The organism is Streptomyces sp. 2A115, from assembly GCF_052245575.1.
Taxonomy (GTDB): domain Bacteria; phylum Actinomycetota; class Actinomycetes; order Streptomycetales; family Streptomycetaceae; genus Streptomyces.
This window is the reverse complement of record NZ_JBQQCG010000036.1, coordinates 94,428-108,423: the sequence shown is the minus strand read 5'-3', so window position 1 is coordinate 108,423 and position 13,996 is coordinate 94,428. Positions and strand designations below refer to the sequence as shown.

Here is a 13,996-nt window from a genome sequence, read left to right as displayed (position 1 = left end):
ACTCTGAGGTAGTCGGGTTGGCCGGGAAGCGCGGCGCTCGGACGCCCCGGCACGTCCCCTCGCGCCGACGGAAGGCTGCGGACGGGTGGGGGCCGAGGCCCCTTCAGGGGCGCGGGGACTGCGCGCCCAGCCCACGAGGACCGGCAGTGTGAGAACCGACCTGAGGCCCCCAAGTCTTTTAGGGGCGCGGGGAACTGCGCGACCAGCCCCCACCCACCCGCAGTAAACACACCACCTCAAGACCCCCTTCCGACCTGGGGGTCTGGGGGCGGAGTCCCCAGTTTCGGGAAGGGGTGGGGTTGGGGAAAGGAAAGCCACCCACCTCGGCCCCGGCCGACCCGCAGAAGCCCCCGGAACCCGGCCCCGGCACCCCGGTAAGGTGCAGACATGCATGATCTCGGCGTGGGGTTCAAGTACTTGGTGCGAGGCCAGCGGTGGGTCGCCCGACACGGAAAGCAGTTCGGCTTCGGCCTGATCCCAGGACTGATCACCCTCGTGCTGTACGCGGCCGCCCTGACGTCCCTGGCCTTGTGGGGCACGGACTTCGTGGACTGGGCCACCCCGTTCGCCGACGATTGGTCCAGCCCGTGGCTGGGCCTCTTCCGAGGGTTCCTGACGGCAGTCCTCTTCGCCCTCGCACTCCTCCTCGCCGTAGTCACCTTCACCGCGGTCACCCTCCTCATCGGCCAGCCCTTCTACGAAAACCTCTCCGAGAAGGTGGACAGGGACGTCTCCCCGGACGGCACGGCACCGGAGTCGGGCCTGCCTCTGTGGCGCGAGCTGCTGATCTCGGCACGGGACAGCCTGAGGATCGTGCTCAGGGCGGCCGTGTGGGGCGTACTGCTCTTCGCTCTGGGATTCATCCCCTTGGTAGGGCAGACCGTCGTCCCGGTGATCGGTTTCATCGTCACCGGCTTCTTCCTGACAGAGGAACTGACGGCGGTGGCCCTTCAGCGCCGCCGCGTCGAACTCCGCGACCGCCTCACCATGCTGCGCGCCCGCAAGACCCTGATCTGGGGCTTCGGCACCCCGCTGGCCCTCGCCTTCGTGGTGCCCTTCGTCGCCGTCTTCCTGATGCCCGGCGCGGTCGCGGGCGCCACACTGATGGCCCGCGACCTGCTGGGCGAGGAAACCCGTGAGGACGAGGAGAACTCGGACGACGGGGAGCAGGCGGACAGCGTCAGCCGGTGACGTCCGCCGCCGCCGTCAGGATCGAGCGGACCTGGGCGATGATGTCCAGCCGGTTCTGGACGAACTCGGGATCCGTGACCGTCCCGGTCGCCGGATCCGTGTTGCCCGCGCCGAACTGCAGTACCGGCGTGTGGACATGCCCGCCGGGCAGCGAGGAGTTCAGGCCCAGCCGGTCCCGCAGGAGCGTCGCCCGGTACGCGATCTCGTTGGAGAGGTAGTTGCCACCACCGCCCGCACGAGCCGTCGAGCCGGCCGTCGGGCCTTCGGGGCGTACGACGGGCTCGGTGCCACCCGCCGGGATCTCGGTCACCGACGTGTTGTCGTACACGGGGAAGCGGCCCGTGCTCGCGGCCACGATCTCCTTGTACGGCAAGGTCGTTGACGTCCACTGGGGTTGTGAGGCGGGGTCGGTGACCGGGACGGTCTCGGTGCGGGAGAGGTTCTCGTTGTCCGGGAAGCCGCCCCGCCACGCGCCGTTGGTGCGCTCGACGTCGAAGCGGCCGACGCGGCCCTGGCTGACCGTCGCGAACAGGTCGACGTGGGGCAGGTGCGGGCGCAGCGTCCGCTCCACCGTGCCGTCGGCGAAGTCCTGCCAGCGCACGGGGAAGAGGGCGGTCTCGACGCGGGCGGGGCCGTCCGCCGTCTCGATCACGGTGCCGTCGAGGGCGAGGGCGGTGGCTCCGGAAGGGTTGGAGATCCGGATGTCCCGGTCCAGCGTGAACGGGTCGAAGCCGGTCACCAGGATCCGCTTGACGCCCTTGGTGTGCGGGTAGCGGATGGTGTCCTGACCGCGAGAGGTCCGTTCAAGTGAGTCGAGCAGCTTCCCGCGCTGAGTCTCCGTGAGGCCGAACTCCGGCTCCCACTGGCGCACTTCACGCGTCATGCCGAGCCGCGCCCAGTACAGCGGCCGGTCGTCGTCCCGACTCAGATCACCACCGGCCGGCCCCCGCCCCTGCGCCCGGTCGACCGCCTGCCGCCACAACCGCCCACCCTGCCGCACGGCCACCCGCTCGGCCTCCGCGTACGAGTGCGCCTTGCCCAGCGCCCGGGCGAACTCCGGTGCCACCGTGTCGAATCCGGAGCGGGCCAGGATTTCCTGGGGCGCCGCCTTGTCGAGGCGCTGCTCCTCCACAGTGGGCGCGGCCACGGGGTCCTCCGCCGCGAGGGCGGGCGGCGCGGCGAGTCCCGCAAACAGGGCCGCCAGGCCAAGGGCGCCGATCTGAAAACGTATGTTGGTCAAGGCAGTTCAGGGCCTTCCGTCGCGAGTGGGGGACGTCGTCGGATGGCGGCAGTATGCGTGACAGACGGGACGTGCGCCATGGTGCTCCAGTGACCTGAGTGGGTCACATGGAGATCTTCGTGCCTGCGGTTCCTGGACTGCCGGTCGTCGTGGACTGATCGCGCAGTTCCCCGCGCCCCCAAAAAGAGAGCCTCAGGCCGGTTCGTACAGTGCGGGCCGGCAGTGGCTTGTCGCGCAGTTCCCCGCGCCCCCGACGGGTAGGGGCCGTAACCCCAGCCCCTACCCGTCCGCAGCCTTCCGTCGGCGTGAGGGGACGTGCCGGGGCGTCCGAGCGCCGCGCTTCCCGGCCAACCCAACCACCTCAGAGCGGCGGTCGGATGCCCCGGCGCGGCCCCGACCCCCCACACACCCAAGGGGCGCGGGGAACTGCGCGACCAGCCCCCACCAACCCGCAGACAACCGCAGACAACCCCAATCAGCCCTCGCCGAGCCCAGAACCCTCACCGAGCAGCGCAAGGAAGTCCCGGAACGCCCCCGGCATGTCCACAGCCTCCGGCGCGAGCAACCACTGGTACTGAAGCCCGTCCATCACCGCGACCAGCAGCGGAGCGGCCCGCTCCGGCGTGAGCCCGCTCGGCAACCGCTCCCCGTACTCGACGCGCAGCACCTGCGCGAAACTCGCGCGCACGGCCTCGTACCGCTCGGTGAAGAACTCGCGCGCCGGATGCCCCTCCGTGACGCTCTCGCCGAGCAACGCCGAGAAGGTCTGCACGATGCCGCGCCGCATCGCGTTGTACTCGACCATCGACTCGAGCAGATCGAGCCGCCACTGCGTGTCCGGCACCGCGTCCCACTGGTCGCGCTCCGCCAGCACGGCGACAAGCAGCGCTTCCTTGGTAGGGAAGTAGTGCAGCAGCCCCTGCTGGGTGAGACCCACCCGCTCGGCGACCGCCGCCAGACTCGCGCCCCGGTAACCGCGCTCGGCGATCACCTCCAGCGTCGCCCGGAGGATTTCCGCGCGCCTCTCCGCGCTCCTGGTCGCCCTGGGCGCCTTGCTTGCCATGACGTCACCGTACGACATGGGCACGATCTCCCCGCCGACCATTTATAACGTCAACGTAACGAAACCTACCGATCTACAGGTGACGGATGCAGGATGGAGGGACGGTACGGACTTCAGGACCGAACGGGACTTCAACGAGGAGGCACCCCCATGGCGGGAACCGACCCCACCCAGGCCGACCAGGCGCGCGAGGCAGTCGTCGAGGCGGCACTCGGCAAGCTCGACCTGGACGCGAAGGCGCACCTGCTCGCCGGCCAGGACATGTGGTCCCTGCCCGCACTGCCCGAGATCGGCCTGAAGTCCCTGGTCATGTCCGACGGCCCGATCGGCGTACGCGGAGTGCGCTGGACCGCCGACGACCCGTCCATCGCCCTGCCGTCCCCGACCGCGCTCGCCGCCACCTGGGACCCCGGACTCGCCCGCGAGGCAGGGGTGCTGCTCGCCCAGGAGGCCCGCCGCAAGGGCGTCCACGTCCTGCTCGCCCCCACGGTCAACCTGCACCGCTCACCGCTCGGCGGCCGCCACTTCGAGGCGTACAGCGAGGACCCGTATCTGACAGGGCGGATCGGCTCCGGATACGTCAACGGCGTACAGGCGGGCGGCGTCGGCACCACCGTCAAGCACTTCGTCGCCAACGACGCCGAGACCGACCGCTTCACGGTGAACAACCGAGTCTCCGAACGGGCCCTGCGCGAGCTCTACTTGGCGCCCTTCGAGGCCATCGTCGAGAACGCCCACCCCTGGGGCATCATGACCGCGTACAACTCGGTCAACGGCACGACGATGACCGAGCACCGCTACCTGGTGAACGAGGTGCTGCGCGGCGAGTGGGGCTTCGACGGATTCAACGTCTCCGACTGGATGGCCGCCCGCGCGACCGTCGGCGCCATCGAGGGCGGCCTGGACGTCGCGATGCCCGGCCCGACCACGGTGTACGGCGAGGCGCTCGCCGAAGCGGTACGAGAGGGCCGGGCCGAGGAGTCCAAGGTCGACGAGGCGGTACGGAACGTACTGCGGCTCGCCGCCCGCGTCGGCATCCTGGAGGGCGCCGAGCCGGTCGTCACCGAGCTGCCGGACGAGGTCGACGGCGAGGCCCTGGCCCGCGAGATCGCCCGCCGCTCCTTCGTCCTCGTACGCAATCAGGGTGCCCTCCCGCTCGGCGAAGGCCACTCGGTCGCTCTGATCGGCGCCGCGGCCCGCGACGCCCGTGTCCTCGGCGGCGGCTCCGCCACCGTCTTCCCCGCCCGGGTCGTCTCCCCGCTCGACGGCCTCACCGCCGCCCTGCCCGAGGGCACGCTGACGTACGCGGTCGGCGCCGACCCGAACGAGGAACTCACCGCCGCCGACAAGGGGTTCGAGCTGCGCGCCGTCTGCCGCGACGCCGACGGCACCGTCATCGGCACCGGCTCCGCGCCCAACGGACAGATCCAGTGGATGGGTTCGGACCTCCCCGAAGGCGTCAGCCACGATGTCCTGCACACCGTCGAGCTGACCGGCACGTTCACCCCGCGCGAGAGCGGCCGGCACACCTTCGGCATCAAGGGCCTGGGCGACTTCACGCTCACGGTCGACGGCACGACGTACTTCGACGAGACCCAACGCGCCGAGACGGACGACCCGTTCGTGACGTTCTTCGGCGCTCCCGTCGAGCGCGCCACGGTGGACCTCACCGCCGGTGCCACCTACGAGGTCTCACTGCGCCACGAGATCGCCCTTCCCGACGACGCCCCCATGAAGGTCATCGGCTTCACGCTCGCCCACCAGGAACCGCGGCGCGACCCCGACGAGCTGATCGCCGAGGCCGTCGAGGCCGCCCGCGCCGCCGACACCGCGGTCGTCGTGGTCGCCACCACGGACCGCGTCGAGTCCGAGGGCTACGACCGTACGAACCTGGGGCTCCCCGGCCGCCAGGACGAACTCGTCCACGCGGTCGCCGCCGCCAACCCGAACACCGTCGTGATCGTCAACTCAGGCTCCCCGGTGGAACTTCCGTGGCGCGACGAAGTCGCCGCCGTACTCCTCACCTGGTTCCCCGGCCAGGAGGGCGGCGCCGCCCTCGCCGAGGTCCTCACCGGCACACACGAGCCCGGCGGCCGCCTCCCCACCACCTGGGGCTCCTTCGACGACGTCCCCATCACCCAGGTCACTCCGTCCGAAGGCGAACTCCCCTACACCGAGGACGTCTTCATCGGCTACCGGGCCTGGGAGAAGCGGAACAGGACCCCCTCGTACCCCTTCGGCCACGGCCTCGGCTACACCGACTGGACGTACGACTCGATCGGCATCAGCGGCACGACGGTCACCGTCCAGGTCACCAACTCCGGCACGCGCACGGGCCACGAGACCGTCCAGCTCTACCTGGCCCCCACCGAGCCCGACGCCACCCGTCCCGCTCGCTGGCTGGCAGGCTTCGCGACGGTCGAGGCCGCTCCCGGCGAAAGTACCGAGATCACCATCGAACTCCCGCGCCGCGCCTTCGAGATCTGGGACGACCGGACCAACTCCTGGACATACATGAAGGGTTCGTACGAGGTCGAGGCGGCCCACTCAATCGCGGACCGCAGGCTGACAGCAACCGTCGAGTTCTAACGCCCGTACCAGGTCTGTTTAGCGGGCGCGGGGAACTGCGCGCTCAGCCCCCACAGGTCTCCGGACTACGCACAACGCTTACCGCCATGAGAACGCGTAGACGGTCTCCGACCGATACACCCCGCCCGGCCGCAGCTCCGTACTCGGGAACTCCGGCCGGTTCGGGGAGTCGGGAAAGTGCTGAGTCTCCAGCGCGATCCCGTCCCCCGGCGCGAACGGCAGCGACCCACCAAGATGATCCGCGGTATAGAGCTGAAGCCCAGGCTCGGTCGTAGCCACCCTCAACACCCGCCCGGACGACGGATCACACAGCTCGGCCACCTCAACAGCCGAATCGGTCACCCCCTTGTCGAGCACGAAGTTGTGGTCGTATCCGGCACCGGCCTTCCGCGCCGCGCGAAAGTCGAACCGCGTTCCCTCGACCTCCGCGAGCGCACCCGTAGGAATCAGGTTGGCGTCCACAGACGTCAACCGCCCCGCGGCGATCCGCACCTCGTGCCCGCCCGCGTTCCCCGACCCGTGCAGATTCCAGTACGTGTGGTTCGTCAGGTTCACCACGGTCACCGCGTCCGTGACCGCCTCGTACGAGATCCGCAGCGCACCGGACTCGTCCAGCGTGTACTCCGCCGAGACCTCCAGACGGCCCGGGAAGCCCTCCTCGCCGTCCGGACTCACCCGGGACAGCCGCACGCCGTGTTCGAGCGGCTCAGCGTCCCACAGGCGCTTGTCGAAGCCGCGTTCGCCGCCGTGCAGGGAGTTGGGCTCGTTGTTCCGGGCCAACTGGTACGTCCGCCCAGCGAGCGGGAAGCGACCGCCCGCGATCCGGTTCGCGTATCGCCCGACCAGCGCCCCGAAGTACGGCTCCGGATGCGTCAGGTAGCCCGCGAGGTCCGGGAAGCCGAGCACCACGTCCGCGGACCGGCCGTCCCGGTCGGGAACGAACACCGACTGCACGATGCCGCCGTACGTGAGGACACGCACCCGCACCCCGCCGCGCTCAAGCGTCCAGCGGTGGACAGGAGAGCCGTCGGGAAGGGTGCCGAAGAGTTCGTTGTGCTGACTGCGCTCGCTGTGCATGATCGAAACTCTATGCGGTCGCGCGGCCGGTCAGGCATGCGCTCACGCGGGCGGCTTCTCCGCCGTCACCACGCCGTACGCCATCTCCGCGAGCCGTGCCTGTCCGTTCTTGCTCGGGTGGAACCAGTCCCAGTGGCTCAACTGCTCGATGCCGAAACGGAACTCGAAGACCGCCCCGCCGTCGAAGCGGCACAGCCGGTCCTTACCGCACACGTCCTTCAGCGCCTCGTTGTACGCCTCCACCCGGTCCTGCACCGTGTCGCGCCGCAGGGTCGCCGCCGAGTCCAGCGCGTCCGCGTCGCCCAGCATCGACGGGCAGATGCCCAGCTTCCAGATCCGCTTGCCCAGCTCGTTGCCCCGGCCCTCCGACCACAGCCGCTTCAGATCGGGCACGCTCGCCACGTACACCTGGGTCTTGGGCAGCGCCTCCCGCAGCGTGCCCAGCGCGTCCTCGAACTCGGCGCGGAAGTCCGACACCGATGTCATCGCGGACGTGGTCGGACGGCAGGCGTCGTTCGCGCCTGCCATCACCGCGACCAACTCGGGCTTCTTCGTGACGGCCCGGGCCATCTGGTCGGTCAGGTCGGCCATGCGGGCGCCGGTCACCGCGTAGTTCCAGCTGCGCTGGGCGGCCCCGGCCTTGCCGAGGAGGCGTACCGCGAGGCTGTTCACCTTCGAGTCCGTCCCGGTGGCCCACGACACCTCGGGGCAGTCGGACAGCACCTTGCAGGCGTCGAAGCCGCGCGTGATGGAGTCGCCGACGGCGGCCACCGAACGCGGGCTGCGGTCCCAGGCGGGGGAGGGGGTCGGGGAGGGCTTCGAGCCTCTCGCGGAGGTGCCGTTCGGCCCTGGGGAATTGCCGCCGCTCGCATCACATCCGGCCAGTCCGGCAACGCTCAGAAGTGCCGCCGCCGCGGTCGCGACGACGGCCTGCGAACGGTGACCACGCTTCCGCATCCCAGTTCCCCTCGTTCCTCACGCAACTGCAGGCCACCCCTGTGACGTCCCCCCGGGTGAAACCTCAGTGTTTCCAGGCGTTGGGACCGACGGTACGTCACACTCCTTGCGCCGCCGCACGATAGCCTCGCCCCGTGGCGGCCCTGCCACTGATGTTCCGCCAAGTTGCAAGATGCCCGCTCTGTCCGGAGGTCCCAGTGACGACACGTGGAGTTCTCTACGTGCACTCCGCGCCGCGCGCGCTGTGCCCGCACGTCGAGTGGGCAGTCGCGGGCGTACTCGGCACGCGCGTCAACCTCGACTGGATCCGGCAGCCGGCGGCACCCGGCACGTGGAGATCGGAGTTCTCCTGGAAGGCCGAGGTCGGCACCGCCTCCAAACTCGCCTCGGCACTGCGCGGCTGGCAGATGCTGCGCTTCGAGGTGACCGCCGAGCCGTGCGCCACCGCCGAGGGCGAGCGCTACAGCTGCACCCCTGACCTGGGAATCTTCCACGCCGTCACGGGCATCCACGGCGACATCCTGATCCCCGAGGACCGACTGCGCGCCGCCCTTGTCCGCTCCCAACGCGGCGAAACGGAACTGGAGTCCGAACTCACCAAGCTCCTGGGCAAGCCCTGGGACGACGAACTGGAACCCTTCCGCTACGCGGGCGAGGGCGCTCCCGTGCGCTGGCTCCACCAGGTCGTCTGACTGACAAGCTCCCTATGCGGCTCCGCCGCGTGGGTGCGACCAGCCCAAGAGGCCCCGCAGTCGGCAAACGACAAACCACAAACGGTGAGTGGCCCGAACTCCTCAAAGAGGAGCCGGGCCACTCACCGTTCAGCACAAACTACGGCCGAAATCAGACTGTGCGGAACGCCAGCACCACGTTGTGCCCACCGAACCCGAACGAGTCATTCAGGGCCGCAATCCGCCCCTCGACAGGCAACTTGCGGGCCTCGCCGCGAACGACATCCCCGTTCGCCTCGGCCTCAGGATCGATGTTGTCGACATTGATGGTCGGCGGCGCCACCCGGTGATACAGGGCGAGAACCGTGGCGACCGATTCCACACCACCCGCACCGCCCAGCAGATGCCCGGTCATCGACTTGGTCGCGGAGACCGCGAAGTGATCGGCCTCGTCGCCGAAGACCTTGCGCAGCGCCTTCAACTCGGCCACGTCCCCGGCCGGCGTCGACGTGGCATGCGCGTTGACATGCATGATCTCCGCCGGGTCCAGACCGGTGTTGTCCAGCAGGTTCTGCAGGGCGTGGGCGATGCCCCGCCCCTCCGGCTCCGGCTGCACGATGTCGTGGCCGTCGGCGGAGATGCCCTGGCCGACCGCCTCCGCGTACACGCGGGCACCGCGCGCCGCGGCATGCTCGGCCGACTCCAGGACGATGACGCCCGCGCCCTCGCCGAGGACGAAGCCGTCCCGGCCGACGTCGTAGGGACGCGAGGCGCCCTGCGGGTCGTCGTTGTTCTTGGACATCGCCATCATGTTGCCGAACGCGGCGATGGGCAGCGGGTGGATGGCCGCCTCCGTGCCGCCGGCGACGACGACGTCGGCGCGGCCGGTGCGGATCATCTCGATCGCGTAGCCGATGGCCTCGGCGCCCGACGCGCAGGCGGAGACCGGGGTGTGCACACCGGCGCGGGCGCCTACGTACAGACCGACGTTGGCCGAGGGGCCGTTCGGCATCAGCATGGGGACGGTGTGCGGGGAGACGCGGCGGACGCCCTTCTCCTTGAGCACGTCGTACTGGTCGAGCAGGGTGGTGACGCCGCCGATGCCGGAGGCGATGACCGTGCCGAGGCGGTTGGGGTCGACTTTGCCGTCCTTGCCCGCCGTGTCGGTGTAACCGGCGTCGGCCCAGGCCTCCATGGCCGCGATCAGCGCGAACTGCGCCGAGCGGTCGAGGCGGCGGGCCTGCGGGCGCGGAATGACCTCGCTCGGTTCCACGGCGATCTGCGCCGCGATACGGACCGCCTGGTCGGCGGCCCACTCCTGCTCCAGGGCGCGGACACCGGAACGTCCGGCGACCAGGCCCTCCCAGGTAGAGGCTGCGTCGCCACCCAGCGGTGTGGTTGCGCCGATACCGGTGACGACCACGGTGCGATTGGTCGGGCTCACGGGAATTCTTTCTCCAACGGATACGAGGATTCAGCGGCGCCACCGCCGGGTGGCGGGGCATTCAGCGTCAGCTTCAGCGACAGGTCTGCTTCAGCTCCAGGCGCGGGCAGCCAGGCCGGAGCCCGCTGCCCGACGAGGTGCTCAGGCCTGGTTCTTGAGGATGTACTCGGTCGCGTCGCCGACGGTCTTGAGGTTCTTGACGTCGTCGTCCGGGATCTTGACCTCGAAGCGCTCTTCGGCGGCGACGACGACCTCGACCATGGACAGCGAGTCGACATCCAGGTCGTCGGTGAAGGACTTCTCCAGCTGGACGTCCTCGACCGGGATGCCGGCGATCTCGTTAACGATGTCGGCGAGACCGGCGACGATCTCTTCCTGAGTGGCGGCCATGTCAGGCGCTCCTTCTTGTGTATCCAGAGGGTGTGGCGGTGCTGCCGCCCGGAAAGATCCGGACGGCGTGCCTAGGGGAGGGTAACGACCGTCGCTGCGTATACGAGACCCGCCCCGAAGCCAATGACGAGCGCGGTGTCGCCGCTCTTCGCCTCGCCGGTCGCCAGGAGCCGCTCCATAGCGAGCGGGATCGAGGCGGCCGAGGTGTTACCGGTGGTGCGCACGTCACGGGCGACCGTGACGTGTTCCGGCAGCTTGAGAGTCTTCACCATCGAGTCGATGATCCGCTCGTTGGCCTGGTGGGGAATGAAGACATCCAAGTCGTCCGCAGTGAGTCCGGCGGCGTCCAGCGCCTCCTTGGCGACCTTCGCCATCTCGAACACGGCCCAGCGGAAAACCGCCTGGCCTTCCTGCGTGATCGCGGGGAACTTGACCTCGCCCTTGGAGTCCAGGGGCAGCTGGGAGACGTCGCCGGTGGGGGTCCCCCCGCTCGAGCGAAGTCGAGAGTGGGGGAGGAAGCGGTCCCAGGGCACGGTCTGCTTGATCGTGCCCGCCTTGTCGCCCTCGGAGCCCCAGACGGTCGGGCCGATGTGCGGCTCCTGGGAGGGACCCACGACGACCGCACCTGCCCCGTCGCCGAACAGGAAGGCCGTGGCGCGGTCCTCCAGGTCGGTCAGGTCGGAGAGCCGCTCGACGCCGATGACGAGTACGTACTCCGCCGAACCGTCGACGATCATGCCCTTGGCGAGGGTCAGTCCGTAGCCGAAACCGGCGCAGCCCGCCGAGATGTCGAAAGCCGCGGCCTTCGCGGTGCCGAGCTTGTCGGCGATCTCGGTGGCGATGGCCGGGGTCTGGCTGAAGTGGGAGACGGTCGAGACGACCACGGCGCCGATCTGCTCGGCGCTGATCCCGGAGTCGGCGATCGCCTTGCCGGACGCCTCGATCGACATCGCGGCGACGGTCTCCTCGTCGTTCGCCCAGTGCCGGGTCTCGATGCCGGAGCGCGAGCGGATCCACTCGTCGGACGAGTCGATCGTCTCGAGGATCACCTCGTTCGGCACGACACGGGTCGGACGGTAACCGCCCACGCCGAGGATGCGCGCGTACGGGGCGCCCTTGCGGGCCCTGATCTTCGACATGCTCTGTCGGCTCCTTACGCGCTCAGGCGGAAGCGTGCTCGGCGATGAGCTCGCGAGCCGCGTCCAGGTCGTCGGGGGTCTTCAGCGCCAGCGTCTTCACGCCGGGCAGCGCGCGCTTGGCGAGACCGGTCAGCGTGCCGCCGGGGCACACCTCGAGCAGCGCGGTCACGCCGAGTTCCTTGAAGGTCTCCATGCACAGGTCCCAGCGGACCGGGTTGGCGACCTGGCCGACCAGGCGGGAGAGGACCTCCGTGCCGGTGGTGACGGCCTGGCCGTCCTTGTTCGAGAGGTACGTGATCTTCGGGTCGGCGGGCGTCAGTTCGGCGGCGCCCCGCGCGAGCGTCTCGACCGCCGGGGCCATGTGGTGCGTGTGGAAGGCACCGGCGACCTTGAGGGCCACGACCCGGCGTACGCCCTCGGGCTTGTCGGCCTCCAGGGCGGCAAGCTCCTCCAGCGTGCCGGCGGCCACGATCTGGCCCGCGCCGTTCACGTTCGCCGGAGTCAGGCCCAGCTTCTCCAGGTGCGGGATCGTCGTCTCGGGGTCCCCGCCGAGCAGCGCCGACATACCGGTCCGCGTGACGGCGGCGGCCTCGGCCATCGCCAGGCCCCGCTTGCGTACGAGTCCGAGCGCGGGCGCCTCGTCGAGGATGCCCGCGCAAACGGCGGCGGTGAACTCGCCGACGCTGTGCCCCGCGACGGCACCAGGAGCGATGTCACCGAGTGCCGAGGCGGAGAGGAGCCCGGCCGCGACCAGCAGCGGCTGAGCGACGGCCGTGTCCCGGATCGCGTCCGCGTCGGCCTTCGTACCGTAGTGGGCAAGATCGAGCCCGATGGCGTCCGACCACGCGGTGATGCGGTCGGCGGCACCGGGGAGTTCGAGCCAAGGAGTCAGGAAGCCGGGCGTCTGGGCGCCCTGGCCGGGAGCGACGAGTACGAGCACTCTCACACTCTCTCTTGTGGATGGGCACGGCCGCCCGTGGGGACAAGGACGAAGAACAGGAGGGGGAATTGTAGGTCCCCGACAAAAGCCTAGAGTTGAGGATCTCCATCGGCCAGACGCCCCAGGATCAGCGCGATTCGCAGCGTGAACGCCGAACGTACATCAGACGGTGACCAGCCGGTGACGTCAGTCACACGTCGAAGCCGGTAGCGCACGGTGTTGGGATGTACGAAGAGCATCCTGGCCGCGCCTTCGAGACTGCTCGCCTGTTCCAGATAGACGCTGAGTGTCTCCAGAAGAGCGGACCCGGCCTCCTCCAGTGGTCTGTAGATCTCCTCCACCAGTTGGTCGCGGGCCGAGGGGTCCCCGGCGATCGCGCGCTCCGGCAGCAGATCGTCCGCCAGCACCGGTCGCGGGGCGTCCTGCCAGGCGAAACACGCCTTGAGCCCGGCGGCCGCGGCCTGCGCGGACCGGGTCGCGGCCTGGAGGTCGGGCACCACGGGCCCGGCGACGACGGCCCCCGCGGCGTAGGGCCCGATCAGGGACTTCGCGACGGCGAGCGGGTTGTCGCTGCCGCCCGCGATGACGACGAGCCGGTCGCCGAGCACCCCGGTCAGCACCTGGAGCTTGGCGTGCCGGGCGGCCCGCCGGATCGCCTCGACGGTCAGCTCGCTGTCACCGTCCGGCGCCGTGCCGAGGACCACGCACACATGCTCGGGCGAGTTCCAGCCGAGAGCCGCGGCACGGCTGACGGCGCCCTCGTCGGCCTCTCCGGAGAGCACCGCGTTGACGACGAGGGACTCCAGCCGGGCGTCCCAGGCACCGCGTGCCTCGGCGGCCTGCGCGTACACCTGAGCCGTGGCGAAGGCGATCTCCCGGGCGTACACGAGCAGCGCCTCGCGGAGCACGGACTCGTCGCCCGGCGCCGCGACCTCGTCGATCGCGGACTCCATCACCTCGATCGTCGTACGCACCATCTCCACGGTCTGCCGCAGGGTGATCGCCCTGGTCAGCTCGCGCGGCGCGGTGCCGAAGACGTCCGTGGAGATCGCCTGCGGAGCGTCCGGATGCCGGAACCACTCCGTGAACGCGGCGATACCGGCCTGCGCGACGAGGCCGATCCACGAACGGTTCTCCGGGGGCATCGCCCGGTACCACGGCAGCGTCTCGTCCATGCGCGCGATGGCCTGGGCGGCGAGACTTCCGGCCGACCTCTCCAGCCGCTTCAGGGTCGCTGTGTGGGCGTGGACGGCGTGCGCCGCGCGTTGGGTGTTGCTGGCTTCGGGTTCGGGCAC

The 13,996-nt window shown here is 70.0% G+C and carries 12 protein-coding genes; 3 read left to right on the top strand and 9 right to left on the bottom strand.

Annotation, left to right across the window (positions count from 1 at the left end):
* Window positions 1-387 precede the first annotated feature (387 nt).
* Window positions 388-1,191: an EI24 domain-containing protein gene (locus ACTWQR_RS28525; RefSeq protein WP_443230036.1), complete on the top strand. Its 804-nt coding sequence runs from the start codon at window positions 388-390 to the stop codon at window positions 1,189-1,191.
* Here the strand turns inward: ACTWQR_RS28525 and ACTWQR_RS28520 are convergent.
* Window positions 1,181-2,431 (bottom strand): pyroglutamyl-peptidase I family protein, encoded by a 1,251-nt coding sequence (locus ACTWQR_RS28520; protein ID WP_443230035.1) that lies wholly within the window; start codon window positions 2,429-2,431, stop codon window positions 1,181-1,183. The genes ACTWQR_RS28525 and ACTWQR_RS28520 overlap by 11 nt on opposite strands.
* A gap of 475 nt (window positions 2,432-2,906) precedes the next feature.
* The gene (locus ACTWQR_RS28515; protein WP_443230034.1) at window positions 2,907-3,512 is read right to left on the bottom strand and encodes a TetR/AcrR family transcriptional regulator; all 606 of its coding nucleotides are present in this window, start codon (window positions 3,510-3,512) and stop codon (window positions 2,907-2,909) included.
* Window positions 3,513-3,644: 132 nt separating this feature from the next.
* On the opposite strand from ACTWQR_RS28515, the gene ACTWQR_RS28510 reads away from it, so the two are divergent.
* Window positions 3,645-6,083, top strand: a complete 2,439-nt coding sequence (locus tag ACTWQR_RS28510) for a glycoside hydrolase family 3 protein (RefSeq protein WP_443230033.1) — start codon at window positions 3,645-3,647, stop codon at window positions 6,081-6,083.
* Between the two features lie 78 nt (window positions 6,084-6,161).
* On the opposite strand, the gene ACTWQR_RS28505 is transcribed toward ACTWQR_RS28510, so the two are convergent.
* Together ACTWQR_RS28505 and ACTWQR_RS28500 are read right to left on the bottom strand one after the other, a co-directional pair.
* Window positions 6,162-7,160 (bottom strand): aldose epimerase family protein, encoded by a 999-nt coding sequence (locus ACTWQR_RS28505; protein WP_443230032.1) that lies wholly within the window; start codon window positions 7,158-7,160, stop codon window positions 6,162-6,164.
* A 42-nt stretch (window positions 7,161-7,202) separates the two neighbouring features.
* Window positions 7,203-8,117: an SGNH/GDSL hydrolase family protein gene (locus tag ACTWQR_RS28500; RefSeq protein WP_443230031.1), complete on the bottom strand. Its 915-nt coding sequence runs from the start codon at window positions 8,115-8,117 to the stop codon at window positions 7,203-7,205.
* A 197-nt stretch (window positions 8,118-8,314) separates the two neighbouring features.
* Here ACTWQR_RS28500 and ACTWQR_RS28495 point away from each other — a divergent pair, with 197 nt between their 5' ends.
* A complete protein-coding gene (locus ACTWQR_RS28495) occupies window positions 8,315-8,809 on the top strand; it encodes a DUF3145 domain-containing protein (RefSeq protein WP_443230030.1) in 495 nt (164 codons plus the stop codon).
* A 151-nt stretch (window positions 8,810-8,960) separates the two neighbouring features.
* On the opposite strand, the gene ACTWQR_RS28490 is transcribed toward ACTWQR_RS28495, so the two are convergent.
* From ACTWQR_RS28490 to ACTWQR_RS28470, 5 genes are all read right to left on the bottom strand, one after another.
* Window positions 8,961-10,232 carry a beta-ketoacyl-[acyl-carrier-protein] synthase family protein gene (locus tag ACTWQR_RS28490; protein ID WP_443230029.1) on the bottom strand — a complete coding sequence of 424 codons (1,272 nt, stop codon included), beginning with the start codon at window positions 10,230-10,232 and terminating at the stop codon, window positions 8,961-8,963.
* A 141-nt stretch (window positions 10,233-10,373) separates the two neighbouring features.
* Complete coding sequence (locus ACTWQR_RS28485) at window positions 10,374-10,622, bottom strand: acyl carrier protein (protein WP_443230028.1); 249 nt, start codon at window positions 10,620-10,622, stop codon at window positions 10,374-10,376.
* 71 nt (window positions 10,623-10,693) lie between these two features.
* Window positions 10,694-11,761, bottom strand: coding sequence for a ketoacyl-ACP synthase III (locus ACTWQR_RS28480; RefSeq protein WP_443230027.1), 1,068 nt, complete (start codon window positions 11,759-11,761; stop codon window positions 10,694-10,696).
* A gap of 22 nt (window positions 11,762-11,783) precedes the next feature.
* Window positions 11,784-12,701: an ACP S-malonyltransferase gene (locus ACTWQR_RS28475; RefSeq protein ID WP_443230026.1), complete on the bottom strand. Its 918-nt coding sequence runs from the start codon at window positions 12,699-12,701 to the stop codon at window positions 11,784-11,786.
* Window positions 12,702-12,790: 89 nt separating this feature from the next.
* Window positions 12,791-13,996 carry a PucR family transcriptional regulator gene (locus ACTWQR_RS28470; protein WP_443230025.1) on the bottom strand — a complete coding sequence of 402 codons (1,206 nt, stop codon included), beginning with the start codon at window positions 13,994-13,996 and terminating at the stop codon, window positions 12,791-12,793.

What these genes read in the sequence shown, in the direction of transcription:
- ACTWQR_RS28515 (WP_443230034.1), bottom strand. Translation starts at nt 3,512, where the DNA reads ATGTCGTACGGTGACGTCATGGCAAGCAAGGCGCCCAGGGCGACCAGG.
- ACTWQR_RS28485 (WP_443230028.1), bottom strand. Translation starts at nt 10,622, where the DNA reads ATGGCCGCCACTCAGGAAGAGATCGTCGCCGGTCTCGCCGACATCGTT.
- ACTWQR_RS28480 (WP_443230027.1), bottom strand. Translation starts at nt 11,761, where the DNA reads ATGTCGAAGATCAGGGCCCGCAAGGGCGCCCCGTACGCGCGCATCCTC.
- ACTWQR_RS28500 (WP_443230031.1), bottom strand. Translation starts at nt 8,117, where the DNA reads ATGCGGAAGCGTGGTCACCGTTCGCAGGCCGTCGTCGCGACCGCGGCG.
- ACTWQR_RS28510 (WP_443230033.1), top strand. Translation starts at nt 3,645, where the DNA reads ATGGCGGGAACCGACCCCACCCAGGCCGACCAGGCGCGCGAGGCAGTC.
- ACTWQR_RS28525 (WP_443230036.1), top strand. Translation starts at nt 388, where the DNA reads ATGCATGATCTCGGCGTGGGGTTCAAGTACTTGGTGCGAGGCCAGCGG.
- ACTWQR_RS28505 (WP_443230032.1), bottom strand. Translation starts at nt 7,160, where the DNA reads ATGCACAGCGAGCGCAGTCAGCACAACGAACTCTTCGGCACCCTTCCC.